Below are 26,599 nucleotides of genomic sequence, written 5' to 3' on the forward strand. Positions count from 1 at the left end.
GCTGGCGGAAGTGCCGGAGGTGGAGGTTCAGGCGGCGGAGCCGGCCTGCTCGGCGGCTTGACCGGCATGCTCAGCTTCATGCAGAAGGCGCTGCCGGTCATTCGCATGGGGATGGGCATGGTCAAAACGATTATGCCCTTGCTGGGAGGACTTAAAGGTTAAAGCAATTGGGAACGCAAGCAATGCGCCTGCCGCAATCCGGGCAGGCGCGTTGCTTGCGTTCGGTTAGCGGCGCGAATTCGCCGGCAACCGGCAGCGGACGAAGCTTCCGATGTTCTCGATCGCCCGCCGCGCTTCCGGGAGCCGGAAGGCCATCGTCTGGAACACGCTCCACATCCCTTCCCAGATCTCCAGCTTCGCCCGGAATCCGGATGCTTCGGCCTTGGCGGCCAGCCTGGCGGCGTCGTCGAGAAGCACCTCCCGGTCCCCGGCTTGTACGAGAAGCTCGGGCAAGCCGGACAGATCCATCCTCAGCGGTGACAGGATCGCGGGATAGTCGCCGGCGTTGTCGCCCCAATAGGCATCCAGCGCGGCTTGATTCCGGGCCCGGCTGCCCGTCGGATCGACGGCGGCCCGGGTGTCGTAGGATTCCCCGTCCAGATGGACCAGATCGGCGTGGGGAGACAGCAGGAAGGCTCCCGCCGGAAGTTCTTCGCCGTTATCCCGCAGGCTCAGAAGGGTCATCAGCGCCAGGGTGCCGCCGACCGAATCTCCGCCGAGTACGATGTTGTCGGCGGAATAGCCGTTGCCGAGCAGCCATCGATAAGCGCCCAGGCAATCCTCGTTCGCGGCCGGGTAACGGTGTTCGGGCGCGAGCCGGTAGTTCACGGCCAACACGGGTACATGGGCGGCCAGGGCGATTCGCCCGGTCAAGTCGCGGTAAACGTCGCTAGAGCCGGCGACGAAGCCGCCGCCGTGGAAGTACAGGATGGCGCAGCGACCGCGGGCCCCTTCCCGGATTTTCCGGACATTTCGAACATTCCGGACATTTCGGTCTTCTCGGTCTACTCGATTTTCCCGGTCTTCCCGGTCTCCCTTCCCTTCCGGCCCCTCCGGTTCGGCCCCGTCAACGCGAGACCATTCGCCCGTCAAAGAGCCGATCGCCGCCTTCTCCGTCCGGATTCCCTTCAGCTGGGGCAAGCCCGAGGCCGCCTTGGCCAGCCCGCTCCGGAGCCGTTCCGGCGTCTCGTCATCGCGAGGGGCCGTCTGCCTCAAATAATCGCGAATGGCCGCAAGCTCCCGTTCGTTCGTCTGGACCATCTCTTCCCACTCCTGTTCGTTGGAATGCTTCCAACTTACAGCCTGTAGCGGCTACAGAGTCAAGTTAACGATCCATCCGAAGAATCCGCAGCGTGGAATCGACGTCCGGATGACGGTCGGCGGATTCCAAATTCGCCTTTAAGCCGATCAGCATCGCCTTCGTCTTCTCCCGCTCGGCGATCTCCGCATCCAGAGCCGCGAGCTTGCCGTCGATGGCGCCCAGGAAGGCGGCCACGCCCCAAGACGGTTCGGCCGTCCCGGCCCCTTCCTCCGACTTGGCGAGCGCCTTCCGGATCTCCTTGGCCGTGAAGCCGCACGCCTTCGCGTTCCGGATGAACGCCAACCTCTCGAGCGTATCTTCCGAGTAAAGACGATATCCGGACTCCGAACGCTCCGGCCGGGGGATCAGCCCTTCATTCTCGTAATATCTCAGAGTCTCCGGATTCACGTTCGCCAGTCTGGCGATTTGTCCCCGCAAGTAAGCGGCCATGCGCATCCTCTTCTCTGCGATTGATACCCCGATTCTAGCCGATCTTGCGGATACCGGACAAGCCGTCGGCATCTCCTTTCTTCCGTTACACAGTCCAAGTCTCACGCGCCGCTCCTTCTAACTTACGTTTCTTCCGTTGCACAGACCAAGTCTCGCGCGCAGCTCACTCTTACTTATGTTTCTTCCGTTGCATGGCCCAAGCCTCCGCATGCCGCACCTACTACCGGCCAAGGCTTCAACCGCCATATTGGAGGTTTGAAAGGCGTGCGAACTAGAGTCGGTTATTGCAATCACCATTTTGGAGGTTAGAGGAGCACATGAACGAGAAGGGGGCACTGCAACCTCCCTTTTGGATGTTACAGCGCCCGAGGCGCCCTTTGCCTTCGCTGCAAAAACCTTTTTGGATGTTACAGCACCTGAGACGTCCTTTGCCTTCTCTGTAACCACTATTTTGGATGTTACAGCACCCAAGACGCCCTTTGCCTTCGCTGTAACCTCCATTTTGGCTGTTACGGCGACGCCTCCAAACCCTCCTAATCGAAAAGCATCGACTCCAGCTCCCGGCCCAGCCGCTCGGAGACCGGCGTCATCGGCAGCCGAAGCGCGTCCGACGCGATCGCGCCTTGCAGCGCGAGCAGGCGCTTCAGCGGAGCCGGGTTCGGCTCGCGGAACAGCAGCCGGATCGCGCCGAGCAGCCGGTCGAACGCTTCCTCCGCTTCCCGCCTCTCGCCGGCGAGGAACAGCCGCCAGACGGCGGCGAACTCGGCGGTCCGGACGTTCGCCGAGGCGAGAATGCCTCCGGCCGCGCCCGCTTCCAGCATGGAGAAGAAGGAAGCGTCGTCGCCGGCCAGGACGGGCTTGGAGCCGGGGCCGGCCAGCTCCCGGACGAGCTCCGTCCCGCCGGTGCTGTCCTTCATGCCGATGACGCCGTCCAGATCGAGTATCGCCTTGGCCGTCTCGACGCTTAAGCGAACCCCCGTGCGGGCGGGAATCTCGTACGCGATAACAGGCACGCCGACCTCGGCCGCCTTCCGGAAATGCTCGAGGATGCCTTCCTGCGAAGGCCGGCTGTAGTAAGGCACCACGACGAGCGCCGCGTCCGCCCCGAGCTCCCCGGCCCGCTCGGTCCGCTTCACGGTCGAACGGGTATCGTTCGTGCCCGTCCCCATCGCGATCGGCAGCCGCCTGCCCGCGAGCCGTTCCTTCGTGATCTCCATTAACCGCGCGGCTTCGTCCTGCTCTACCGTCGGGGCTTCCCCCGTCGTCCCGTTGACGACGACGCCTTGAATGTCTTCCCCGAGCAGCCGGTCCGCGTAACGCCTATAGCTGTCCGTATCCAATTCTCCGTCCGGCCGGAACGGAGCTACGACCGGCACGAAGATCCCTCTCAGCTCTCCCGCTTCCATCCTCGTTCATCCCCTCCGATAATCGTTGCTTCTAATCTACTGTAACAGCCCGCGAAGCCGGACCGTTATCGAACGTCTTCGATCGAGGCCATCGGAGATTTCGATAAGACCGATTGTCGGACCGGACGCGATGGTTTATTCTTGTAACAGCATACCGGTCTCGCCGCGGCGGGCCGTGAACGGGAGGCCATTATCTGTGAAAATCAAAGTGCTGATCGCGGACGACAATTCGTTCATCCGGGAAGGGATGAAGATCATCCTGTCCAGCTTCGACGAATTCGAAGTGGTCGCGACGGTCGGCGACGGCGCCGAAGCGGTCGACTATTGCCGCGCCAACGACGTCGACGTCGCGCTGCTCGACGTGCGGATGCCCAACATGAACGGCGTCGAGGCGACCCGCCTGCTGACGGAGCAGACGAAGGCCAAGCCGCTCATCCTGACCACGTTCGACGACGACGAGTACATCCTGGAGGCCGTCCGCTCGGGAGCGCGTGGCTACCTGCTCAAGAACAACGATCCCGAACGGATTCGCGACGCGATCAAAAGCGTATACAACAATCACCATGTCCTGCAGGACGTCGTGCTCGACAAGATTAGATCCAACCTGCTGCCGCCGGAAGGAACCGGACGTCCCGGAGAGTCTCCGCCGGCCGCCGCGCCCGCTCCGGCCCCCTCGGCCGTCCCTTCCGGTCCGGACCGGATCGACCGCAGCCTGTTCACCGAGAGAGAGCTCGACGTCATGGCGCACATCGCCAAGGGGCTGTCCAACAAGGAGATCTCGAAGAAGCTGTTCATCTCCGAGGGCACGACCGCCAACTACATCACGTCCATCCTGAACAAGACCGGCCTCGAGCACCGGACGCAGATCGCGATCTATTACCTGACCGGCCAAGCGAAGCAAGCGGAAGAATAGGAGTGCCCGATATGGATTTCTGGTTGATCGGCAACAAGGCCGTCCTGCTTTTCTACGCGATCGCGGCGATCTACTTCCAGGGCGACTCGGCGACCTCCTGGGACTTGTTCGCTTACATTCTGTATGTGTGCTTGAACGTCGCGATCCCGATCTTCAAGAAGAGCCGGCCGAAGCGGGCGCTCGCGATCGCCTCCGCCGCCTTCGTCGTCCTGCTCGCTTACCGGCTGGACCCGCTCTACTTCCTGCTGCTGCCCGTCAATCTATACGAGCTCACCCTGCTCGTTCCGGACAAGAGCCGCGCCTCTCTGGCGCCCGCGGCGCTCGCCCTGCTCCCCATGTTCGCGCTGCCCCGCTCCCTCCTCCCGCTGTATTTGACCGCGGCGCTTCTCAGCTACCTGCTGCACGCGAGCCTGCGCCGCCATTCGGACAAGCTGAAGCGTCTGGAGGACGAGCGGGAGAACCTGCGCGCCGATCTCGAGAGGCTGACCCGGTCGCTCAGCGAGAACAGGGAGTTCATCCGCCAGTCGGAATACACGTTCAAGCTGGAGGAGCGCAACCGGCTGTCCCAGCGAATCCACGACGAGATCGGCCATTCGATGGCCGGGGCGCTCATCCAGATGGAAGCCGCCCGGCGGCTTCTCGACGCGAACCGCGACAAGGCGGGCGAGCTGCTCGGCAACGCGATCGCGATCTCGAAGGAAGGGCTGGAGCGAATCCGGCTCACCTTGAAGGACATGAAGCCGAGGTCGGAGGAGCTCGGCCTTCATCGGCTGCGCCTGTTCGCCGACGAGCTGTCCGCCAAGCACGCCGTCGCCGCGACCGTCACCTACTCCGGCGACGTCGACGTCATCACGCCGATCCAGTGGAAGATCATCCAGGAGAACGCGACCGAGGCGGTCACCAATTCGCTCAAGTACGGCGGAGCGACCGCCATCGAGATCGAAGTGAGCGTGCTCAACCGCTTCATCAAAGCCGTCGTCGCGGACAACGGCAAGGGCGCGGAGAAGGTCGTCAAAGGCCTCGGCATCGTCGGGATGGAGGAGAGGGCCGCCTCCGCGGGCGGGACCGTCATCGTCGACGGGACGAGAGGCTTCAGCGTGACGACGCTTCTTCCGTATCGGCGCGACGACGCTCCCGCCCCGCCGGGTGAATGATTTCATAGCCTTGCCGGTCTCGTTCGCGCGAGACCGGCTTTTTTCATGCGGGAATGAGGTTCCTCACGGAGCGGAAGGTGAATTTTCTCAGGGGCAAGGAATGAACTTCTGCACTGACGGAGGAGCGCCTCCGCCGGTTAGAATGGAACCATAATCCACAACGACAAGCGGGAGTGATCCGGATGAACGTATTAGAGATCCGCAACCTGACGAAGAAATTCGACGATTTCATCGCCGTGGACAATATGAACCTGAGCGTGCGGGAAGGAGAGATCTTCGGCTTCCTCGGCGCGAACGGCGCGGGCAAGAGCACGACGATCAACATGGTGTCGTCCCTGCTTCGGACTACGAAGGGCGAGATCGAACTGCTGGGCAGGAACATCGCGAAGCATCCGAAGTTCGCCAAGTCGAACATCGGCATCGTGCCGCAGGACCTCGCGATCTACGAAGAGATGACCGCTTACGAGAACGTCAGCTTCTTCGCCGGCCTGTACGGCCTGCGGGGCTCCGAGCTGAAGGAACGGACGATCGAGGCGCTCGACTTCGTCGGGCTCGGCGACAAGCACAAGAGCCTGCCGAAGAACTTCTCCGGCGGCATGAAGCGCCGCCTCAACATCGCCTGCGCCATCGCCCACCGCCCGAAGCTGATCATCATGGACGAACCGACGGTCGGCATCGATCCGCAGTCGCGCAACTACATTCTGAATTCGGTCCGGAAGCTGAACCGGATGGGCTGCACGATCATCTACACGAGCCACTACATGGAGGAAGTCGAAGAGCTCTGCACGCGGATCGCGATCGTCGACCACGGCAAGATCATCGCGGAAGGATCGAAGGAGCAGCTCAAGTCGATCATCACCGACACGAAGGAGATCTGGATCGCGGTCAAGTCGGAAGGGGCCGTCGATCTCGAGTCCCTCAAGCGGCTGCAGGGAGTGACCGCGGTCCGCCTGGAGGACCAGACGATCAAGATCAACTCCAAGGCCGAGATCAACAACCTGAACTGGATTATCCAGCAGCTCATCAAGGACCAGGTGGAGATTCGCTCGGTCGAAGAGCAGGCGCCCAATCTGGAGACGGTGTTCCTGACCTTGACGGGCCGGAACCTGCGCGACTAAGGAGGACCCCGAAGTGAACGTGCTGCATATCGCGCTTCATGAGATCAAGCTTAGCCTGAGGGATAAACGCACTTTTATATTCATGATGGCCTTCCCCGTCGTCCTGATGCTCATTCTCGGCACGGCGCTGACGAACGCGTTCACGAGCGGCGCGACCGTGGAAGGGCTGAATCTGCTCGTCCGGAATACGGCGAGCGACGCCCGGTTGACCGCCGCCTGGAGCGGCTTCGAGCAAGCGATCGCCAAGGAAGGCGTCGTAGCGAAGCCGATCGAAGAAGGAATGGACGGGCGCGAGGCCGTGCAGGAAGATCTGTACACCGCCTACGCCGAGATCGGCGACGACGGCATCCGCTTCTACGGCAGCAGCAAGCATACGATCGAGAGCAACATTCTCCAAGGGATGCTGACGACGTTCGCGGACCGGTACAATCTGGCCGCGGCGGCGATCAAGGCGGCTCCTTCCGATGCCGAAGCCATTCTCGGGAGCGCCGGAGCGGCGGGGGGTATCGTCCGTGAGACGACGCTCGATCCCGACCGGAAGCCGAACTCCGTCGATTATTACGCCGTCGTCATGACGACGATGATCGGCCTCTACGCCTGCATGTCGGCCAGCTATCTGATCCGAGGCGAGAGGAAGCGCAATACGATGACGAGGCTGTCGGCCTCGCCGGTCTCCAAGGGCGAGATTTTCATGGGCAAGGTAATCGGCAGCTCGTTCATCAACTCCATGTGCGTCATCGTCGTCTTCCTGTTCAGCAAGCTGGCCTTCCAAGCCGATTGGGGCGATCATTACGGCATCGTCCTTCTCATCCTCGTCACCGAGGTTCTGCTCGCCGTCAGCCTCGGACTCGGCGTCAGCTACCTGTTCAAGGAGAATTCGGCCGGCGCCGTCATGAACGTCTTCGTCCAGATCGCTTCCTTCATCGGCGGCGCCTACTTCCCGCTCGAAGTGATGGGGACGTCGATGAGAGTCGTCTCGGAGCTGTCGCCTCTAAGGTGGGCGAACCGCGGGCTTATGAACGTGATTTATTTCGACGATTGGGGAGCCGCCTGGGGGGCGGTCGGGCTGAACCTGGCGTTCGCGGCCGCGTTCCTGGCCGTCTCGGTCATCTCCATGCGCAGACGGGAGGCGCTCTAACATGAAAAATATGCTGTGGCTCATACGCAACACGCTGCGGAGCACGTTCCGCAAGAAGTCGAGCTGGATCATCTACTTCGCCTTGCCGCTGGCGGGCGTCATTCTCTCCATGCTGATCTACGGCAACACGAACGGCGCGGACCTGCGGGTCGGCATCGTCAATCAGGACGGCGATCGCCCGGTTACGGCGGACGCGATCCGATTCGTCGAGGAGCTGGGCCACGTGAAGGTGACGATGACCGACGAAGCCTCCCTGAACAAGGAGATCGCGGCCGGGAATCTCGACAGCGGCATCGTCTTCGGGGCGGGCTACGAGGCTGCCGTCCGGGAAGGCCGGCAGCCCGACATCCGCATCGTCTCCGCGAAGGGGGCGCAAGTGACCGCCTACGCGAAGGCGATGCTCGACGGCTACGTCGGCAACGTAGCCGCCATCGGCCAGGCGGCGAAGGGGGACGCCGCGAAGTTCGACGCCGTGTACGCGGAATACAAGAAGAACGGCTTCAAGATGGATTCGGATTCGCTGAAGGATACGTCCAACGTGAAAAGCATGACCTACCAGTCGATCGGATTCCTCCTCATGTTCATGATGTTCTCGGCCTCCAACATGACCGAGCTCATCCTTAAGGAGAAGGAGAACCGCACGTTCCTGCGCCTGCTGGCCTCGCCGGTGTCGGCCCGGACGTACGTGCTGTCGAACGTGCTCTTCACCGCCTTCATCCTGCTTCTGCAGATCGTCTTCACGCTCGTCGTCATGCGATACGTACTCAAGATCGATTCGGGCGTTCCGTTCGCCGTGCTGCTGGCCTCGCTGTTCCTGTTCTCTCTGGCGGCCATCGGCCTCTCGCTTCTGCTCGTCGCCTTCTCCAAGAACAGCCGGAGCGCCGGCGCCCTGCAGACGCTGGTCGTCACGCCGACCTGCCTGCTGTCGGGCTGCACGTTCCCGCCGGAGATCATGCCCGACACCATCCAGAAGATCGCGAGCTTCCTGCCCCAGAGCTGGCTGCTCGACACCGTGACGGAGCTCCAGTCGGGCCGAACGTTCGGCAGCCTGTACCTGAACCTGGCGATCCTGGTCGGCTTCGCCGCCGCCTTCTCGCTGATCGCGGTGTACCGCTTCAGCCGCAACAACGACGTTCGGCAATTCATCTGACGCGAATCGGCGCCTTCTCTCGGGAAGGCGCCGATTTTGTCGCGACAGCGGAACGGCCTGATCGCCAAGGAGAGGGACGAGCGAGAAAACGTTACGGACACCGCGGACGTTGAACACGCCGAATTCGCCAGTTTGGAATTGGAACGGACAGGGCTGCGCCTATTTCGCAGAAGCCGCCTTTTTTAACCGTCTGTCGGGCCATTAAGAGCCGCGGTGTCCGTTGCCTTTCGGTAAAGGCTCAGTTTCGCGAAATAACGGCTGCAGCGTCCCCGTCCCTTGGAATGGCGGATTAGCGCCGAGCGAGGTTGAGGGGTTGCGGGGATTAGCGTGAATGGCGCAGTCGAGATTGGCCGAATGGTCCTATGAATCTGCATGAGGATCGGTTGGTACAAGTTTTGGAACCGACTTCCGGGAGCGCGGTGATTCGGAAGTTTAGTGATAGGCCCCGAACTCTAACGAATTCAGGAGTCGCTATTTAAGGGGGAAATCGGGCTTCCGGCACGAAATAGCGTCTCTACGATTCGTTAGAAACGAAAATCCTTCATTTTTGGGCGAAATAGAGTCTCCTCGATTCGTTAGCCGCCGCCCCCAATCGAAATTGGAATCAGGCACCAATAATGAAGCTCTACGCGACGCGATCTCCACCCCTAGCCCTCTTGATCGCCGGAATCGCCGGCGTCGAACGTCTGCGTCCAATGCAGATCCTGTTCTTGTCCGCCAGCCTGGCCGTATGGCTCTCTTATCGCCGCCGGTCCGTTCGCGGCAGCGCCGAGCCTGCCGTTATCGACGCCCGGAACTGACGATCCTTCGCCCTTAAGCTTTGCTCGTCCATACCGATCGAAGGCACGGACGCTTCGGCCAGCCCCGGCGGCGCTTCGGCCGAACAAGATGCCGCGCCCGCCCTCCGCACATACCCTGTAACAAAAAAAACGATGGGTGTGTGAAGCTTGATCCTGTATCCGAGACAGCTGCCTTCCGCCGCGAACGACGCGGACATCGCCGATATCGCGGCCGACCGGCCTTCGTCGAACCTGGAGTGGTGGTACGGCTACGCCTTCCTCACCGGAAGCTCCGGGCGCCGGTACGCGCTCGTCGCTTCGTTCTTCCGCGTCGGGGAGCTCCCGGTCGTCAAGGGGCACTACCTGATCCATTCCTTCGTCCGGCTGGACGAGGGGAGCTGCGAGCCGCGATCGTATCTGGACCGGACGCTCGTCTACCAGATGGTCGGCTTCTACCTTCCGGCCTACTTCGTGCTGAGGCCCGGCGACCGCAGGACCTGGAACCAATATATCCGCCTGCTGAGAGGGGAGCTGCCTCCTCCCCACCGAGCCATGCCAGGCGGGGCGACCGTAAGGTCCGATCCGGCTCGGCTGCGGTACGGCGACTGTTCCCTGTCGTTCGCGGGCGCGGATGCGGGCGGCGGCGGGGGCGGCGGAGGCGCGGGAGGCGCGGGGGCCCCCGGCTTCGACCTCAGGATCGCGGACGAGACGAAGGCGGCCGACCTGCGGTTCGTTCCGGCCAAGCCGCTCTCCGCGGTCGATGAGTCCGGCGACCTGAACGGCCTCAAATATTATTCCTTCCCCCGCTGCCGCGTATCGGGCTGGCTGCGCGCCGCCTCCGGCGAGACGGAGACGCTGGAAGGAGAAGGCTGGTTCGACCGCCAATGGGGGCAAAATTACGACCTGCTCCGAGGCCGCGGCTGGGACTGGTTCGGCCTGCAGCTGGAGGACGGCCGGGAGCTGCTCGTCAGCCGGCTGCGGAAGGCGGATTCCGCGGCGCAGGGCCTCGGGACCGCCAAGCTGATCGGCCGCGACGGGCGCATAGCCGCGTCCGCGAACGCCGTCCTGACGCCGCTGAGCCACTGGCGAAGCCCGGCGTCCGGTGCCCGCTATCCGGCGGAATGGCGCCTCTGGCTGCCGGAGCTCGGCATGGACCTGCGCGTCATGCCGCTGCTGAGAGAGCAGGAGATCCCGATCGCCGGGCCGATCCAGGCGATCTGGGAGGGGGCCTGCCTCGTCGTCGGCGAGGGGCGTTCGCCGGACGGAGCTCTGTCGCCGATAAGGAGCAAAGGCTTCGCCGAGCTCGTCGGGTACGCTTCGGGGTGAACCGAACGCGTATGGCGGGCCGCTTTTCCCACGTTCACCGTCCCTTCTCCCTCATCTCCCCCGTCTCGCCTTGCGGGCGCGCTGGCCGGCTTCCGGTTCACCGGACGTAACCGCCGGATTCCGGCTGCTCCGCCGCACTCGCCCCTCCGGCAGGCAGCTCGATCCGGAAGTCGTAGTGTCCGTCCGCATGCCGCAGACGAATATCGCCGCCGTGAAGACGCGCGATGCTTCTCGCGATGGACAGTCCCAATCCGGCTCCCCCGCGGGCCGAAGAGCTCTCCCGCGAATCGTCCGCCTTGTAGAACCGCTCGAAGAGCCGCTCCTCCTGCTCCCGCGTGATCGGCCGGCCGTCGTTCTCGATGCGGATCTCCGCCGTCCGCCGTCCCCCGCCGTCCCTCGCCGCCAGCGAGATCCGGACGACTCCCGGCTTGAGGGAGAACTTCAGGGCGTTCATGAGCAGATTGTCGATCGCCCGGCGGATCTTGTCCGGATCCAGCTTCATCGGCAGCGGCGTCCGCGGCAAGGAAGTCTCGACCGAGATTCCCCTCTCCCGGGCGAGCGGTTGGAATTCCGCTTCGATCTGCCCGAGCAGCTCGTTCAGGTCGACGGTCATCAGGCGAAGCTTCGCGTCATGGCTCGTCAACCGGGTATATTCGAACAGGTCGTCGATAAGCTCCTTCAATTGAAGAGCCTTGTTGTACGCGTTGCCGACGAACCGGTCGTATTCGCTCTCGTCCCGGTACCCCTTCGCCGTAAGCAGCTCGAGATAGCCGATCATGCTGGTCAGAGGGGTGCGAAGGTCGTGGGACACTCCCGTAATGAGCTCCATCTTCGACTGCTCCGAGCGGCGTTCCTTCTCGATCTGAAGCTCGAGCTTCTCCGCCATGGCGTTGATATTGCCCGCGATCCTGCCCAGCTCGTCCTCCCGGACGGCCGGGAAGCGGTAGCCGAGATCGCCGCCCGCGATCGCTTCCAGCCCCTCCGACAGGCGCAGCAGGTAGCCTATCGTCCGGCGCGTCAGGAAGAAGAAGGTCAGGATGAAGACGAGCGAGAAGGTGCCGAACGACATGAAAATGTTGTAGACGATGCGCCCGGGAATCTCCGGAACGTTCGGAACGGCGACGGACGCCCCGAATCCGACGAAGAAGCTGGCGACGAACGACCACAGCATGTGAGCCCGGATGCTCTTCCTCGCGGAGAGCCGGGCCAGCGGATTATTTCTCAATTTTGTATCCCACTCCCCACACCGTCTTGATATAGCGGGGCTCGCGCGGATTCGCCTCCAGCTTCTCCCGGAGGTTGCGGATATGGACCATCACGGTGTTGTCCGAATAGCCGGCCCGCTCCTTCCACACCTTCTCGTAGATTTGGTCGGCGTGCATCACCTGGCCGCGGTGGGTCGCCAGCAATTGCAAAATAGCGAACTCCCGCGGCGTAAGAGAGACCGGCTTCCCTCCGACGGTCACCTCGTGCTGCGCGATGTCGAGCGTCAGATCGTGGATGCAGATGACGGATTCGCCCGCCTGGCTCTCCTCCGCGTAGCTCTGCCTTCGCAGTTGCGCCTTGACCCTCGCCAGCAGCTCCAGCGGGCTGAACGGCTTCGTCACGTAATCGTCGGCGCCCGTGGACAAGCCGGTGATCTTGTCGATATCCTCTTCCTTGGCCGAGAGCATGATGATCGGAATCTTCGACGTCTCCCGGATCTTGAGGCACGTCCGGATTCCGTCCAGGTTCGGCATCATCACGTCCAGAATGACGAGCCGAACCGGCTCGCTGGAGACGAGGGCGAGCGCCTGGGCGCCGTCCTCCGCCTCCAGGACGCGGTAGCCTTCGTTGCGCAGATAGACGTGGATCACGTCGCGGATCTCGGAATCGTCGTCCACGACGAGAATGGTCGCAGGGTTCATCGGCAGCCCTTCCGTTTCATGGTCCTGGAATACAGTCGACTCCATTATAGCAAAAACTAGCAAAGCTCAGCCGCCGCTTCTCCCCTTCTCCCGGCGCGAGTAAAGAATCCAGGCCGCGCCCCCGATCGCGACGGCGAGCCAGAGGACGCGGAGCCCGCCCGAATAGACGGCATAGCCGAAGTCGCCGATCCATCCGATCCATTGGTCGATCAGCATGAGGACCCGCCCCTTTTGCGGCAGACGTACACGAAGGCCGGCGGAACGTTCAGCGGCGTGAACCCGATCCGCTCGATCTCGAACCTGCGCGACAGCTGCCCCCGCATCTGCAGGGAATATTGGAACGCGACGAACAGGCCTCCGGGCTTCAGCGCTTGCTCGACCTGCCCGAGAATCCGGTCGCGGAGCTCCTGGGGAAAGTTGAAGAACGGAAGCCCGCTCAGCACGCAGTCGAGACGGCCTTCTCCTCCGCTTACGCCTCCGCCGACGACGTCCAGGAGACACGCCGCGTTGGCCGCGCAGGTGAACCCGGGATAACGTTCGGCCAGTCTCCTTCTCATGTCGGCATCCTTCTCGAATAGATAAACGTCCGTTCCCGGACGAATCCGCTCCGCGAGAACGCGGGTAATCGCCCCGGTCCCCGCCCCGAGCTCCGCCGCCGCCCGGACTTCGTTCCACGGTACGGCCCCTGCCATCTTCTTCGCGAGATACCGCGAACTCGGCACCGCGCTTCCGACCTGCTTCGGATAACGGACGAACTTCCGGAGGAAGATTCGGCCGTCCGGACTTAACATCGACATTCCGCCGGCCCCCTTAAGGTGGATGGCTTCATCTTAAGCCGCAATTCTAAGGAGCGCCGTGGGGAAAATCTGAAGAAAAAATAAAGATTCCGCCGGGAGTCGCAGGCGGAATAAAATAACCCATCTAAAGAACACATGAAAAAACCGCCGTCCGGATTGTCCGAACGGCGGGATCAGCGCGTGTTATTGGTATATGGGGAACCGAATCGATCACGAATCGAGCTCCGCCGCCTTCGAAGCGGCCGGAAGCTTGGACCTGGTCGAGAAGCGAAGAACGGCGCTGATCGCGACGCCGGCCAGCACTCCGATCGCCAGGTTGTGCGTCGCCACGACGATCGCGACCGTGAGCGCCATCGTCGCGAAGTCGGCGGGCGGCACGCGGCGGAAGTTCCGCAAGGACTTCCAATCGAAGATCTCCACGCACACGTACACCATGACGCCGACGAGCGCGGCGATCGGAATGGCCGACACGACGTCCCCGAGCGCGAAGATAAGGACGAGAAGCGCGACGCCGGCGACCAGCGTGGAGAGGCGGGTCGTCCCCCCGTTTTTCACATTGATGACGGATTCGGCGACGAGCGCGCAGCCGGCCATGCCGCCCATGAGCCCGGTCGCGGCGTTGGCGATTCCCTGCCCGCGCAGCTCGCGGTCCTTGTCCGTCTTCGTGCCGGTCAGATCGTCGATCATCGTCTGGGTGAGCAGCGTCTCCGAATACCCGACGATGGCCAAGGAGATCGCCGTCGGGAGGATCTTCCACAGCGTGTCCAGGTTCAGCGGAATATCGGGCCAATGCGGGATCGGCAGCGTCGCCTGGATCGTCGCCAGATCTCCTACCGTCTGGAACGGATCGCCCGGCACCAGCACATAAGCGGCGGACATTAGCACGATCGCCACGAGCGGCGAAGGCACGGCTTTGAACCAGCGCGGCAGCGCGTAGATGATGGCGACGGTGACCGCCACCATCGCGTACATGAGCCAGGGCTGGCCTTCGAAATACCTAAGCTGGGAGAGGAAGATCAGAATCGCCAGCGAGTTCACGAACCCGGTGACGACCGAATGGGGCACGAATCGCATCAGCCTTCCCATTTTGAACACGCCCATCAGAAACTGAATGACGCCGGTCAGCAGAGTAGCCGCGAACAGATACTCGAGCCCCTGCTCGGCGACGAGCGCGGTCATGAGCACCGCCATCGAGCCGGCCGAAGACGACACCATGCCCGGCCTGCCTCCGAAGAACGAGATCAGCAGAAGAATGCAGATCGTGGAATAGATGCTCACCATCGGGTTCACGCCGGCGATGAAGGCGAACGCGAGGGAATCCGGGATAAGCGCCAGAACGGTCGTGATGCCGGCCAAGATGTCCAGACGGGGGTTCGACAGCCATTGTTGCTTCAGTCGCAGCCGCATGCAGGTAGGTTCTCTCCTTCGTTCTCTGTCTGAAAATGAAAATTAAAAAAAGCAACCCGCGAAGGTTGCTTGTCCAATTCGATATTGGTAGGCCCGGTGGGATTCGAACCCACGACCAATTGATTAAGAGTCAACTGCTCTGCCAGCTGAGCTACAGGCCTTCGAGGAACGATAATTAATATATCACATCCTCTGATCGCCTGCAACCCTTTTTCTCAAAAAAAATGAATTGCCTATTCATTTCGCCTTTACTTCGTGCCCGCGACGGAATTCGCTCCGATCCATCCGCCCGCTCCGAGCTGTCCCGCCCGGTTCGGCATCACGTTCTCTCCCGTTCCGCGCGCCCAGATTACGATCACCGCCGCCGCGACCAGGATCGCCAGCGTGCCGCGCGCCGCGCGGACAGCGAAGGCGGGAAGCGTCCAACTGAACTTGCCCAACGTGCGGCGGCGGGTGCGCTGGCGGCGCCACAGCAATACCGTCGCCAGAATCAGCAGCGGGACCGGCGCCGCCATATCGGCCCAGCCGATTCCGATCGGCCCGCTCCCCGCATAGCCTAAGTAACAAGCCAGCGCGGCCCCGACCGCCGATGCCTGGAACGGCACGATCGCGGTCGGATCGGCGACCTTCCTTCTGGCGGCGCCGTCCGGCGCGGCCTCTTCGTCCGGAGCCGGCATCTTCGCCGCTCTCCAGAGGCGCGGAACCGACAGGGCCAGGGCGGCCGCGAACGGCGCGGCGAGCAGAACCGCCTGAAGCGGCAGGTTGTCGGCTCCGAGGCTCCACACGTTAGGCGAGACAATCGCGGAATAGGCCAGCTTCGCGATCGAGAGCGCCCCCGCGGCCAGGGCGAAGCCGAGCGCTCCCTCGATCCGGCGCCTCATGAGCCGATAGCTAGGCGCGTAGCCGATGCGGCCGAGCCGATAGAGAGCGATCCCCCACGCGACGATCAAGAGCAGGGCGAGTCCGTCGTTCGTCCATTCGTACGCTCCCGTCATGTCGATTCCCCTTCCGTTCGTGATCTCGATTTAACTTCATTGTATAAGAGAGGCCTCCGAGCCGGAACGGTCCGAAGGCAGAGCCGGGACTGGACCGCGGTCCAGCTTGACGACGAGCCCGAGGTTCCTTGCCGGCGGATCGTCCGCCGGATGTCCGCTCCCGGCCGGCTCGTCCGATGTCCGGTCAGAAATATGATATGATAAGGGAGATCAACTATTCTAATCTTTAGCAAAGTAGGTCGGATTATGCATCTTCTATCCGTTGAACATATTACGAAAAGCCACGGAGACAAGCTTCTGTTCGAAGACGTTACCTTCGGGGTCGCGGAAGGCGACCGGATCGGGATTATCGGGGTGAACGGAACGGGGAAGTCGACGTTCCTGAAGGTGATCGCCGGTCTCGAGCCGGCCGATTCGGGCACGGTCAGCGTCGGCAGCCGGGTTCGCATCCGGATGCTGGCGCAGGATCCGGTGTTCGCGCCCGGCGAGACCGCGCTCGAGCACGTGCTCGGCGGCGAATCGCCGCAGCTGCAGGCGGTGCGCGCCTATTCGGCGGCGCTGGCCGAGCTGGAGCGGCGTCCGGACGACGTTAAGCTGCAGGAGCGCTTGATCGCCGCCAACCAGAAGATGGACGAGCTGGACGCCTGGAGAATGGAGAGCGAAGCGAAGACGGCGCTCTCCAAGCTCGGCATCGACGATTACGGCGCGAAGGTCGAGACGCTGTCCGGCGGGCAGCGCAAGCGGGTCGCCATGGCCGCCGCCCTGCTGCAGCCGTCCGACATTCTCATCCTGGACGAGCCGACGAACCATATCGACAACGAATCCGTCGCGTGGCTCGAAGGCATGCTTCAGAAGCGCCGCGGCGCCCTGCTCATGATTACGCACGACCGCTACTTCCTGGATCGCGTCAGCAACCGGGTCATCGAGCTGGACCGGGGGCGCGCCTACTTCTATGAAGCGAATTACAGCCGCTTCCTCGAGCTGAAGCTGGAGCGCGAGGAACGCGAAGCCGCTTCGGAGGCGAAGCGGCAGAACCTGCTGCGGAACGAGCTGGCCTGGATCCGCCGCGGCGCCCAGGCGCGCTCGACGAAGCAGAAGGCGCGCATCGACCGGTACGAGGCGCTGAAGGCGCAAGGCCCGAAGGCGTCCGCCGGCAAGCTGGACGTATCGGTCGCTTCGGCGCGGCTGGGCAAGAAGATCGTCGAGCTCGAAGGCGTCGGGAAGAGCTACGGGGACCGCGTCCTGATCCGCGGCTTCAGCTACATCGCCGTGCCGGAGGACCGCGTCGGCATCGTCGGGCGCAACGGCAGCGGCAAGTCGACGCTGCTTAAGCTGATCGCCGGCAAGCTCCAGCCGGACGAGGGAAGCGTGGAATTGGGGCCGACGGTCAAGATCGGCTGGTTCTCCCAAGAGCACGAAGAGATGGACGGCAATCTGCGCGTCATCGAGTACATCCGCGAGGGCGCGGAGCAAGTGCGCACGGCCGAAGGAGAGACGATCTCGGCCGGCCAGATGCTCGAGCGGTTCCTGTTCCCTCCCGCGATGCAGTGGACCCCGATCGCCAAGCTGTCCGGCGGGGAGAAGCGGCGGCTGCAGCTGCTGCGCGTGCTCATGGACGCTCCCAACGTGCTGCTGCTCGACGAGCCGACCAACGACCTCGACATCGCGACGCTGACGGTGCTCGAGGATTACCTCGACGATTTTCCCGGCGTCGTGTTCGTCGTCAGCCATGACCGGTACTTCCTCGACCGGACGGCGGAGCGGATCTTCGCGTTCGAAGGCGGAGGCGTCGTGACGAAGTATACGGGCAATTATTCCGAGTATGAGGAGCAGGCGGCCCGGAACGCGGCCGCGAGCTCCGCGCCGGACGCTTCCGCCAAGCCGAAGAGCGCCTCGCCGGCGGAGACGAGAACCTCCGAGCGGGAACGCCCGCTCAAGATGTCGTACAAGGACCAGAAAGACTTCGAGCAGATCGACGGCTGGATCGCCGAGGCGGAGATGAGCCTCAAGTCGGTCGCCGCCCGGATGGAAGCCGCGGGAAGCGACTCCGCCCTGCTCCAGGAGCTGATGGAAGAGCAGAGGAAGCTCGAGGAGAAGCTCGACGGGCTGCTGGAGCGGTGGACGGAGCTGAACGAGCTGGCGGAGAAGATCGCCACGCAGAAGAAGAACGGCTAGGCTTGAAGGGATCCCGCCGGGCGGCGGGTACGGGGCTTCGACGGCGAATCGGCGGAGCAGGCGGTGTAGGCGGTGTAGGCGGTGTGGACGGTGTAGGCGGTGTAGGCGGGGGGCCAACGGATCGTTCCGCTTCTCCTCCGCTTCACCTCCCTTTATGGCCTTTTGGTCGATAACACCCCCTCTACCGCGCCTTTCCTTCTGGAGACATGGAAGTCTCGTTTATGGTTGCAATCGGAATCCCATGCTTCCGGTTCATAGACCCTTGTTTTCTCTTACGAACCCAGGAGACGCTAGATAGCGTTTAGAAGCCCATTTTGACAATCTAACGAACTCCAGCGATCTTATTTAGGGTATTTGAGGGGAAAAAGGGACTTCCAGCACGAAATAGAGTCTATACGATTCGTTAGAATGGAAAATCCGTTGTTTTTGGCGAAATAGCGTCTCCTCGATTCGTTAGCCGCCTCCCTGCCGCCTCTCCGCCATCCGTTATGGCCTTTTGTACGATCACTCCAATGACCGTATTCGCAATGGGTCTTACTTGCAGGACAAGGCTATCCCCTAAGCCGCTCGGGCCTCTGGGATAGCCTTGTTCCGTTATAGCTTGTACTCGGGATAGATTCCGTTCAGGTGCCAGTTGCCCACGCGATGCAGCTTCAGCCTGGCGGGGTCGTGCAGCGTATGGATCCGGGCGTTGCGCCAATGCCGGTCGTAATTGTACTTGCGGTCCATCGAGGACGTTCCCGACACTTCGAACAACGCGTTCGTAATCTCGATCGAAGTCTCGGCGGCGAAATATTTGGCCGCATCGACGGCCAGCGTCGCTTGGCCCGCCGTCGTCTCGTCTAGCCGGGACTCCGCTTCGTCGATGGCCGCGGCCGCTCGGTCCAGCAGCGCCTCGGCCGCCTGCAGCCGGATGCCGAGCTCCCCGAACCTGCGGATCAGGTCGGGATCCTCGGACGCCCGCGCGTAGCCGCTCTTGAAGGGCGGCCGCGTCTTCTCCCGGACGAACCCGGCCGCATCCTCCAAGGCGGCCTTGGCGATGCCGACGTCGATGGCCGCGTGCAGAATCTGGCCGAACGCCCCGAACGTCTGCGGCTTCTCGAAGATGCGCCAATGCGCCACGACGCGATCGGCCGGCACGGCCACGTCGCGGAACACCGCGCTTCCGCTGGCCGTCGTCCGCTGGCCGATTCCGCTCCAGTCGTCGATGACGGCGACCCCCTCCGCGTCGCGGGGGACGAAGACGGTGACTCTTCTCTCTTCCTCGTCCAGGGCGGTCACCGGAATCCAGTGGGAATAGAGCGCGCCGGTCGTATAATATTTGCTTCCCGACAGCCGGTAGCTGCCGTCCCCCGCCTTCGTCAGCCGGGTCGTCATGTCCTTGAACCCCTTGATCCCCCTCTCCGCCAGCGCGTTGCCGAACTGGGCGCCGCGGAGCGCTTCGCCGAAGAAGAACCGCTTCTGCTCCTCGGTGCCCGCCAGCTCGAGCGAGCGGACGAAGAAGTGATGGTTCTGCGGAATTTGGCCGATCGCTCCGTCCGCCGCGGAGACGATCTTGAAGATCTCCGTCAGCGTCCGCACGGACACGCCCGGGCCTCCGTACGCCTTCGGCACGCACAGGCCGAGCAGCCCGCTCTCCCCGAGCCGCTTCAGCTCCTCGAACGGATGCCTCCGCTCGCGATCCCTCTCGGACGCCCCCTCCCGAATCCGTTCGGCGAATTCGCGGGCGGCCTCGATCGCCTCCTCGTCCGAACCGATCCGGCGGGCTTGCCGGCGCTCGGTGAAAAAGCGATCGGGCACCGGCGCCAGCGCGTAGGGCGATACCCTATCGGCGGACGGACGCTCGACGTTCCCGGACGCGAGCAGCTCCCGGGCCGCTTCCAGAGAATCCGGCGCCAGCCGCTCGGCGAGCGGACGAACTTCGCCAAGGAAGCCATACGCCGCCCACCGTTCGATCTCCCGGTCTACCATCTCAACAAGATCCGGGGAGAGCGTCGGTTCGAGCTCCTCGAGAAGACGGTCTCCATAGGCGGATTCCAGCGCCGATTCGGTCAGGCCGGCGTCCTTGGCGAGAAGCCTCCATGCCGCTTCCCGGTTGCTCTTCGCCCAGTCCGCGGCCGCGAGAACGTGCGCCAGTATGCGCTCTACCGTCGCCGGGTGCCGGCGGACGAGCCGTTCGGACGCCGTGACGACCAAAGGCGACGAAGCGACCCAGCTTCCGATCGGCCGCGCTCCGATCACCTCCCGCAAGCCGACGGCGAGCGCGCCGCCGGCGTGGACGGCATCCGCTTCCCCGGAGAGGAGCGCTTGGGACAGCGCTCTCGACAGTTCCCGGAACCCGTCGGTATCGGCGGCCGACGCCGGCTCCAAGCGGAGAGCGACCCGGCGAACGTCCGCTTCCTTCAAGCCCGCGAGGCGAAGGGCTTCCTCGAAGCCTCTCGTCGCTTCCGCCTCGGCCTCCGGGACCGCCGGCGAGCGCTCGGTCGGAATGCCGATGCGCGCCCCTGCCAGCTCTTCGATCGTTCGCAAGCTCGAATCCGACCGGACGAGAACGAACTCCCGTCGGCTCCGCGGGATCAGCGCGATCGCCTTGCGGCCCTGCTCCGGAGCGAGCGACGGCCACTCGCGAAGCGAAGACCCCCAGCGGATCGAATAGATCTCGCCCTCGATCCGAACCGTCCATTCGTTGTTCTCCGGCACGAACCCGAGCTCGATCCCTCTTCTGCGGAAGTCGACCGGCAGCTCTCCGAGCCGGTAAGCCAAGGAGGCCGCGGAAGGAATCCGCGAACGGATCCCCGCGGCGGCGGCACCGAGTCGAACGGACATGCCATCCCCTCCTACGCTTCTTCGCTCCGGTCGGTCGCGACCGGCGGCGCGGCCGAGAGAGCCGAGATCTCTCGGCGCCATTCCTCCGGAAGCTCGAAGTCGAGCGCGGCCAGCGACGGCTCCAATTGCTCCGGGCTTCGGGCTCCGATGATCGGAGCGGTAATAGCCGGATGGCCGAGCGCCCAGGCGACCGCGAGCGTAGCCGGATGGATGCCGCGCCGTTCGGCGTACGCCGCGAATCGCTCGGCCGTCTCGTAGTTCGCTTCTCCTTCGTAGCGCTTCGCGTAGCTGTCCACCTCGACGAGCCTTCCGCTCTCCGGACGCTTGCCGACCCCGTACTTGCCCGTCAGCAAGCCTCCACCGAGCGGGCTGTAGCTGATCGCTCCGAGCTGCTCCGATTGGACGAGCGGCAATATCTCGACTTCCGCCTGGCGCTTGACGAGGTTGTACATCGGCTGCACGAGCTCGAACCGCGCGAGCCCTTCCTTGGCGGAGAGGCCGAGCGCCTTCGCGATCTGCCAAGCCGCCCAGTTGCTGACGGCGGGATACAGAATTTTGCCCTGCCGCCGCAGATCGTCCAGCGCCCGCAGCGTCTCTTCCATCGGAGTGAGCGGATCGAAGCGGTGGATGAAGTAGAACTCGACGCGGTCGGTCCGAAGCCGCTTCAGGCTGCTCTCGACCGAGAGGAACAAGTGGCGGCGCGAAGCTCCCCTCGCGTTCGGGTCCTGTCCGGAAGGGAAGCCCGCCTTGGTCGTCAGGATCAGCCGGTCCCGTTCTCCCTGGATGAGCTCGCCGAGAATCTCCTCGGCGCGGCCCTCGTTGTAAATATCCGCCGTGTCGAAGAAGTTGATGCCCTTCTCCCGGGCGCGAAGGTACATCGCCTTCGAAGCCGCCTTGTCCGCGATGCCCCCGAACGACATCGTGCCGAAGCACAGCTTCGAGACTTGAATGCCCGTTCGGCCTACCGTACGATAAATCGCCATTGGAAATCCCTCCTCCTTTGCCATGATTGTACTCCCGCACGCGCGATTCCGATACCCGGACGATTCCAATCCATAGGCGGGAACCCGGCCCCGCCCGGGTACGCGTCCTCAGACCAGGACCCCGGCCCCCGACCGGGTACGCGTCCTCAGACCGGAAACCTGGCCTTGGGCCGGGAACCCGCCCTCAGACCGGGAACGTCCGAACCTTCGCTCCGGGATGATGATCGGGAAGATAGCGCTTGCCCGGCCCGAACAGCTTCTCCCGGAACGTCCCTTCCTCGTAGTCCGTCTTGTAGATTCCCCGCCTCTGAAGCTCGGGAACGACCAGCTCGACGAAGTCGACCAGGCTTCCCGGCGTGACGAAGTGGGCGAGGTTGAAGCCGTCCACGCCCGTCGCCTCGAAGTAGCTCTGAATGCCGTCCGCGACCTGGCGGGGATCCCCGACGATCGCGAACTTGCGGCTCAGACGGTCGAAGCTGCCCAGCACCTCGCGCACCGTCAGCTTCTTCGGGGCATCCTTCGTCAAGGAAGCGGCCCGCGATTGGCCGTGTTCCGTATGCTTGTACTCGAAGATCGCGTCGAGATCGGTATACCGCGAGAGGTCGTAGCCGCTCGATCCGCCGTATTGCGCTTTGGCCGCTTCCCCGCTCCATAAGCGCGAATATTCGGCGAATTTGAGCTCGGCCTCCTCCTCCGTCTCCGCGACGACGACGTTCAGGAACGTGAACGCCTTGATCTCCTCCGGGTCGCGCCCGTAGCGCTCCGCGCGGTTCTTGATGTCCTGGATCGACGACCGGGTCGCTTCCGGGGTCGGCCCGCCGACGAACAGGCACTCGGCGTGCTTGGCGGCGAAGTCGCGGCCCTTCGGGGACGAGCCCGCTTGGTAGATGACCGGCGTCCGCTGCGGCGACGGCTCGCTGAGGTGGGGGCCGGGCACTCTGAAAAACTTGCCGACATGGTTGATCTCGTGAACCTTGGACGGATCGGCGAACAGGTTCCTCCGAACGTCGTTGACGATCGCCCCGTCTTCCCAGCTGGCTTCCCAGAGCTTGTAGGCGACCTCGAGGAATTCGTCGGCCAGCTCGTAGCGGTCGTCGTGCTTCATCATCTCGTCATGGCCGAAGTTGCGGGCGGCGCTCGGCAAGTAGGAGGTGACGACGTTCCAGGCCAATCTCCCCTTGGTCAGATGATCCAGCGTCGACATTCTTCGGGCATGGGCGTACGGATGGTCATAGGTCGTGCTCACCGTCAAGGCGAACGACAGATGCTTCGTCGCTTGCGCCATGATCGGGATCGCGAAGGCCGGGTCGTTGAGCGGAACCTGCACCCCTTCGCGGATGGCAGGGTCCCGGCTTGCCTTGTAAACGTCGTAAATGCCGATGACGTCCGCGAAGAAGACCGCGTCGAACTTCCCCCTCTCGAGCAGCTGGGCCAACTCGGTATAGTAATCCAGATCCTTGTATCGCCTCGTTCGGACGTTGTCCGGATGCTTCCAGAGCCCATGGGAATTCAGCATCGCGCTGGTCATCTCGAACGCGTTCAGGCGAATTTGCTTGGCCATGCCTCTCACCGTTCCTTTCCCGACCCAAAACTCTATTTTTCTCATAGACAAACTCGGTTTAACGAATTGAGGCTATGCTAACACTGCCCAATTCCGGGTGTCAAGAGAAGGAAATTCCGGAAACTTTTTTTGCCGTGACCTATTGACATGTTCGATAACCGCGGTTTAAAGTAAGGCCAATCGCAAATCTCGGTGACTGATCCGTCAGAACTGTGACCAATTCCGGAGTCTTCCCCCGGCCCATAAGCGGCGGGAGGACGGGAGGGGCCGCTTTCGTATCGGATCGCGAAGCCTCTTCCGCGCCATGCCGGAAGAGGCTTTTCCGCGTTCGGGAATCCGCGAGGATGTTCTCTCGCCATTAATCCGAGTATTAAACTTAATTTTCTTGGTTATCAAGGTCCGCATTCGCGAAAGGAGCAGCCGGGTTGATCCAATTTCAAGGAGTCAGCAAAATTTTCAGATCGAAGAACAAGGAAGTCCGCGCGGTGGAGAACGTCACGCTGAACGTGAACAAAGGCGAGATCTACGGAGTCATCGGCTTCAGCGGAGCGGGCAAGAGCACCCTTCTTCGGCTGGTCAACCTGCTGGAGAAGCCCACCGAAGGCAAGGTCGTCGTGGGCGACCGGGATCTCACGGCGTTATCCGCCCGGGAGCTGCGCCAGCTGAGAAGGCGAATCGGCATGATCTTCCAGACGTTCAACCTGTTCAATTCGAGAACCGTCTACGGGAACGTCGCCTATCCGCTAAGACTCGCCCGAACGCCGAGAGCGCGGATCCGGGAACGGGTGACCGAGCTGCTTCGCTTCGTCGGGCTGGAGGACAAGGCGGACCAATACCCCGAGCAGCTGTCCGGAGGGCAGAAGCAGCGGGTCGGCATCGCCCGCGCGCTCGCCACCTCGCCCGACATCCTGATCTGCGACGAAGCGACTTCGGCGCTGGACCCGGAGACGACGGGAGAGATTCTGAAGCTGCTGAAGAAGGTCAACGAAGAATACGGCATCACCATTCTCCTGATCACCCACGAGATGCACGTCATCCGCAGCATCTGCGACCGCGTGGCGGTCATGGAGAACGGAGCCGTCATCGAGGAGGGGCCCGTATTCGATATTTTCGCCCACCCCAAGAAGCAGACGACCCGGAGCTTCATCAGCTCCGTCCAGAACGACAAGCTGTCGCCCAAGCTGCTCGCCCTTCTCAAGCAGCATCACTCCGGGCGCTTGTACCGCGTCGTCTTCAAGGGCGGGACGACCGGCGAACCGGTGCTGTCGCGCGCGGCCAAGAAATACGACATCGACTTCAGCATCATCTACGGCAGCATCAACGAGCTTCAGGGCCAACTGTTCGGCAGCTTGATCGTGGAGTTCGCGGGCGAGGACTCGGAGATCGCCCGGGTCGTGGAGGAGCTGGAGCGGACCGTCGAAATATGGGAGGTGATCGATCATGAAAGTTGACTGGAGCACGTTCTGGGTTCGGCTCGTCGAAGCGACCGGCCAGACGCTGACGATGGTGTTCTTCACCTTGATCTTCTCGAGCGTCCTCGGCCTGATCATCGGCTTGCTCCTCTTCGTCACCCGGCGGGGGAACATTCTCGAGAACCGGTTCGTCTTCTTCGTCCTCAATCTGGCGATCAACATCATCCGGCCGATTCCTTTCATCATTTTCCTCGTCACCATCAGTCCCTTCACCCGCCTCGTCATCGGGACGACGATCGGAACGTGGGCGGCCATCTTCCCCATGACGATCGTCGCGTCGTTCGTCGTCGCGCGGGTCGTGGAGAACAATCTCGTCTCCATCGATCCCGGCATCATCGAAGCCGCCAAGGCGATGGGCGCGGGCCCGTTCCAGATTATCTTCGGCGTGCTCATTCCCGAAGCGCTCGGCCCTCTCATCCTCGGGCTCACGTTCATGACGGTCGGCCTGATCGACTTCTCCGCGATGGCGGGAACGGTCGGCGGCGGCGGACTCGGAGACCTGTCGATGACGTACGGCTACCAACGGTTCGACGGCTCCGTCATGCTCGTCACCATCGTCATTCTCGTCCTTCTCGTGCAGATCGCCCAATTTATCGGCAACGCCGCTTCCCGCAAGTTCCTGCGCCGTTAATGAAGGGATCTCATATAGACCAAACCCAAAGGAGATGCGTAGAGTTGAAAAAGAAATGGATGCCCGGTATCGCCCTGATCCTCGCGTTCGGCGTTCTCGCCGCTTGCGGAGCCCGCAACGATAATTCAGAAGGAGGAGCGGCCGCCAGTCCGAGCCCGTCCAAGGCCGCATCCGAATCCGTCTCTGCATCCGCCTCCGCTTCGGCTCCCGCTTCCGAGTCGCCCAGCCCTTCCCCGTCGGACGAACCCAAGGAACCGGTCAAGGTCAAGATCGGCGTCACCGGCTCCGACGGCGAGACGTGGCCGCTCCTGAAGAAGAAGGCGAAGGAGCGAAACATCGAGATCGAGCTCATCGAATTCTCCGATTACACGCTGCCGAACCTGGCGCTGGCGAACAAGGAGGTCGACATCAACTCCTTCCAGCACCTGGCGTTCCTGAGCCAATTCAACGTCGAGCACAACCTCGACATCGTTCCGATCGGTTCCACGGTCGTCGCTCCGCTCGGCTTGTATTCCAAGAAGTACAAATCCGTCGACGAGATTCCGGACGGCGCCAAAATCGCCATTCCGAACGATCCGGCCAACCAGGGCCGCGGCCTGCTCGTGCTCCAGCAGGCGGGGCTGCTGAAGCTGAAGGACGACGTCGGCCTGTACGGCACGACGGACGATATCGTAGACAACCCCCGGAAGCTGAACATCGTCCCCGTCGTCGCCCAGCAGACGCCGCGCGTGCTTCCGGACGTCGCCGCCTCCATCATCAACGGCGGCATCGCCGGCCAAGCCGGACTGAAGCTGGAGGACGCTATTTTCCACGACGACCCGCAAGCCGAGTCCACCCGCCCGTACATTAACGTCTTCGCCGTCCGCGCCGAGGACAAGGACAACGAGACGTACCGGACCATCGCCAAGCTGTACCAGGAGCCGGACGTCGTCGAGACGGTCAAGAAGGATACGAACGGCGCCAGCTTCGTGACGGACATCCCGGTCGATCAGCTGCAGGCGACGCTGGATAAGCTGATCGCGGATATCAAGGCAGCCAAGAAGTAATAGAAAAGAATCGCGCACGGTACGGACGATAGGGCTGCCCGCCGTCATCCTGGATGACGAACGGG

Annotated in this window: 21 protein-coding genes, 1 tRNA gene and 2 pseudogenes; 11 read left to right on the top strand and 13 right to left on the bottom strand. The window is 62.9% G+C overall.

Annotated features, from left to right (window positions below; all coding sequences use genetic code 11):
• Nucleotides 1-225: 225 nt before the first annotated feature.
• From H7B90_RS13880 to dapA, 3 genes are all read right to left on the bottom strand, one after another.
• A complete protein-coding gene (locus H7B90_RS13880) occupies nt 226-1,260 on the bottom strand; it encodes an alpha/beta hydrolase (RefSeq protein ID WP_185136486.1) in 1,035 nt (344 codons plus the stop codon).
• Between the two features lie 64 nt (nt 1,261-1,324).
• On the bottom strand, nt 1,325-1,750 hold the full coding sequence (locus H7B90_RS13885) for a MerR family transcriptional regulator (RefSeq protein WP_185136487.1): 426 nt from the start codon (nt 1,748-1,750) through the stop codon (nt 1,325-1,327).
• Between the two features lie 533 nt (nt 1,751-2,283).
• Nucleotides 2,284-3,156, bottom strand: coding sequence for a 4-hydroxy-tetrahydrodipicolinate synthase (dapA, locus tag H7B90_RS13890; protein WP_185136488.1), 873 nt, complete (start codon nt 3,154-3,156; stop codon nt 2,284-2,286).
• Nucleotides 3,157-3,352: 196 nt separating this feature from the next.
• On the opposite strand from dapA, the pseudogene H7B90_RS33700 reads away from it, so the two are divergent.
• The 7 genes and pseudogenes from H7B90_RS33700 to H7B90_RS13920 all read left to right on the top strand — a co-directional run.
• Nucleotides 3,353-3,766, top strand: a pseudogene (locus H7B90_RS33700) (response regulator); the annotation flags it as partial.
• A gap of 90 nt (nt 3,767-3,856) precedes the next feature.
• Nucleotides 3,857-4,069 (top strand): annotated as a pseudogene (locus H7B90_RS33705) (response regulator transcription factor); the annotation flags it as partial.
• Nucleotides 4,070-4,080: 11 nt separating this feature from the next.
• A complete protein-coding gene (locus H7B90_RS13900; RefSeq protein ID WP_185136490.1) occupies nt 4,081-5,223 on the top strand; it encodes a sensor histidine kinase in 1,143 nt (380 codons plus the stop codon).
• Between the two features lie 182 nt (nt 5,224-5,405).
• Nucleotides 5,406-6,341: an ABC transporter ATP-binding protein gene (locus tag H7B90_RS13905; protein ID WP_185136491.1), complete on the top strand. Its 936-nt coding sequence runs from the start codon at nt 5,406-5,408 to the stop codon at nt 6,339-6,341.
• A gap of 13 nt (nt 6,342-6,354) precedes the next feature.
• Nucleotides 6,355-7,479 carry an ABC transporter permease gene (locus H7B90_RS13910; protein WP_185136492.1) on the top strand — a complete coding sequence of 375 codons (1,125 nt, stop codon included), beginning with the start codon at nt 6,355-6,357 and terminating at the stop codon, nt 7,477-7,479.
• A 1-nt stretch (nt 7,480) separates the two neighbouring features.
• Nucleotides 7,481-8,629, top strand: coding sequence for an ABC transporter permease (locus H7B90_RS13915; protein ID WP_185136493.1), 1,149 nt, complete (start codon nt 7,481-7,483; stop codon nt 8,627-8,629).
• A 947-nt stretch (nt 8,630-9,576) separates the two neighbouring features.
• The gene (locus tag H7B90_RS13920) at nt 9,577-10,734 is read left to right on the top strand and encodes a lipocalin-like domain-containing protein (RefSeq protein ID WP_185136494.1); all 1,158 of its coding nucleotides are present in this window, start codon (nt 9,577-9,579) and stop codon (nt 10,732-10,734) included.
• 97 nt (nt 10,735-10,831) lie between these two features.
• Here the strand turns inward: H7B90_RS13920 and H7B90_RS13925 are convergent, their stop codons facing one another.
• From H7B90_RS13925 to H7B90_RS13955, 7 genes are all read right to left on the bottom strand, one after another.
• A complete protein-coding gene (locus H7B90_RS13925; protein WP_246578401.1) occupies nt 10,832-11,959 on the bottom strand; it encodes a sensor histidine kinase in 1,128 nt (375 codons plus the stop codon).
• On the bottom strand, nt 11,949-12,641 hold the full coding sequence (locus H7B90_RS13930; RefSeq protein WP_185136495.1) for a response regulator transcription factor: 693 nt from the start codon (nt 12,639-12,641) through the stop codon (nt 11,949-11,951). The genes H7B90_RS13925 and H7B90_RS13930 overlap by 11 nt, the downstream gene beginning before the upstream one ends.
• Before the next feature lie 66 nt (nt 12,642-12,707).
• Complete coding sequence (locus H7B90_RS13935; RefSeq protein ID WP_185136496.1) at nt 12,708-12,857, bottom strand: hypothetical protein; 150 nt, start codon at nt 12,855-12,857, stop codon at nt 12,708-12,710.
• Complete coding sequence (locus H7B90_RS13940; protein WP_185136559.1) at nt 12,851-13,432, bottom strand: class I SAM-dependent methyltransferase; 582 nt, start codon at nt 13,430-13,432, stop codon at nt 12,851-12,853. The genes H7B90_RS13935 and H7B90_RS13940 overlap by 7 nt, the downstream gene beginning before the upstream one ends.
• 216 nt (nt 13,433-13,648) lie before the next feature.
• Nucleotides 13,649-14,845, bottom strand: a complete 1,197-nt coding sequence (locus H7B90_RS13945) for a SulP family inorganic anion transporter (protein ID WP_185136497.1) — start codon at nt 14,843-14,845, stop codon at nt 13,649-13,651.
• A gap of 85 nt (nt 14,846-14,930) precedes the next feature.
• A tRNA-Lys gene (locus tag H7B90_RS13950) sits at nt 14,931-15,006 on the bottom strand.
• Between the two features lie 87 nt (nt 15,007-15,093).
• Nucleotides 15,094-15,840, bottom strand: coding sequence for a hypothetical protein (locus H7B90_RS13955; protein ID WP_185136498.1), 747 nt, complete (start codon nt 15,838-15,840; stop codon nt 15,094-15,096).
• Nucleotides 15,841-16,086: 246 nt separating this feature from the next.
• On the opposite strand from H7B90_RS13955, the gene H7B90_RS13960 reads away from it, so the two are divergent.
• Nucleotides 16,087-18,015 (top strand): ABC-F family ATP-binding cassette domain-containing protein, encoded by a 1,929-nt coding sequence (locus H7B90_RS13960; RefSeq protein WP_185136499.1) that lies wholly within the window; start codon nt 16,087-16,089, stop codon nt 18,013-18,015.
• Between the two features lie 594 nt (nt 18,016-18,609).
• Here the strand turns inward: H7B90_RS13960 and H7B90_RS32555 are convergent.
• The 3 genes from H7B90_RS32555 to H7B90_RS13975 form a co-directional block, all read right to left on the bottom strand.
• Nucleotides 18,610-20,841 carry an SfnB family sulfur acquisition oxidoreductase gene (locus tag H7B90_RS32555; protein ID WP_221482043.1) on the bottom strand — a complete coding sequence of 744 codons (2,232 nt, stop codon included), beginning with the start codon at nt 20,839-20,841 and terminating at the stop codon, nt 18,610-18,612.
• Nucleotides 20,842-20,852: 11 nt separating this feature from the next.
• Nucleotides 20,853-21,824, bottom strand: a complete 972-nt coding sequence (locus H7B90_RS13970) for an aldo/keto reductase (RefSeq protein WP_185136500.1) — start codon at nt 21,822-21,824, stop codon at nt 20,853-20,855.
• 184 nt (nt 21,825-22,008) lie between these two features.
• Nucleotides 22,009-23,385, bottom strand: coding sequence for an LLM class flavin-dependent oxidoreductase (locus tag H7B90_RS13975; protein WP_185136501.1), 1,377 nt, complete (start codon nt 23,383-23,385; stop codon nt 22,009-22,011).
• Nucleotides 23,386-23,810: 425 nt separating this feature from the next.
• On the opposite strand from H7B90_RS13975, the gene H7B90_RS13980 reads away from it, so the two are divergent.
• The 3 genes from H7B90_RS13980 to H7B90_RS13990 are packed head-to-tail and all read left to right on the top strand — an operon-like array spanning nt 23,811 to nt 26,534.
• A complete protein-coding gene (locus H7B90_RS13980) occupies nt 23,811-24,836 on the top strand; it encodes a methionine ABC transporter ATP-binding protein (protein WP_185136502.1) in 1,026 nt (341 codons plus the stop codon).
• Nucleotides 24,826-25,488: a methionine ABC transporter permease gene (locus H7B90_RS13985; protein ID WP_185136503.1), complete on the top strand. Its 663-nt coding sequence runs from the start codon at nt 24,826-24,828 to the stop codon at nt 25,486-25,488. Before H7B90_RS13980 ends, H7B90_RS13985 begins: the two co-directional genes overlap by 11 nt.
• Nucleotides 25,489-25,532: 44 nt before the next feature.
• On the top strand, nt 25,533-26,534 hold the full coding sequence (locus tag H7B90_RS13990) for a MetQ/NlpA family ABC transporter substrate-binding protein (RefSeq protein ID WP_260411031.1): 1,002 nt from the start codon (nt 25,533-25,535) through the stop codon (nt 26,532-26,534).
• The last annotated feature ends 65 nt before the right edge of the window (nt 26,535-26,599 follow it).

This window comes from Cohnella xylanilytica (assembly GCF_014212175.1).
Taxonomy (GTDB): domain Bacteria; phylum Bacillota; class Bacilli; order Paenibacillales; family Paenibacillaceae; genus Cohnella; species Cohnella xylanilytica.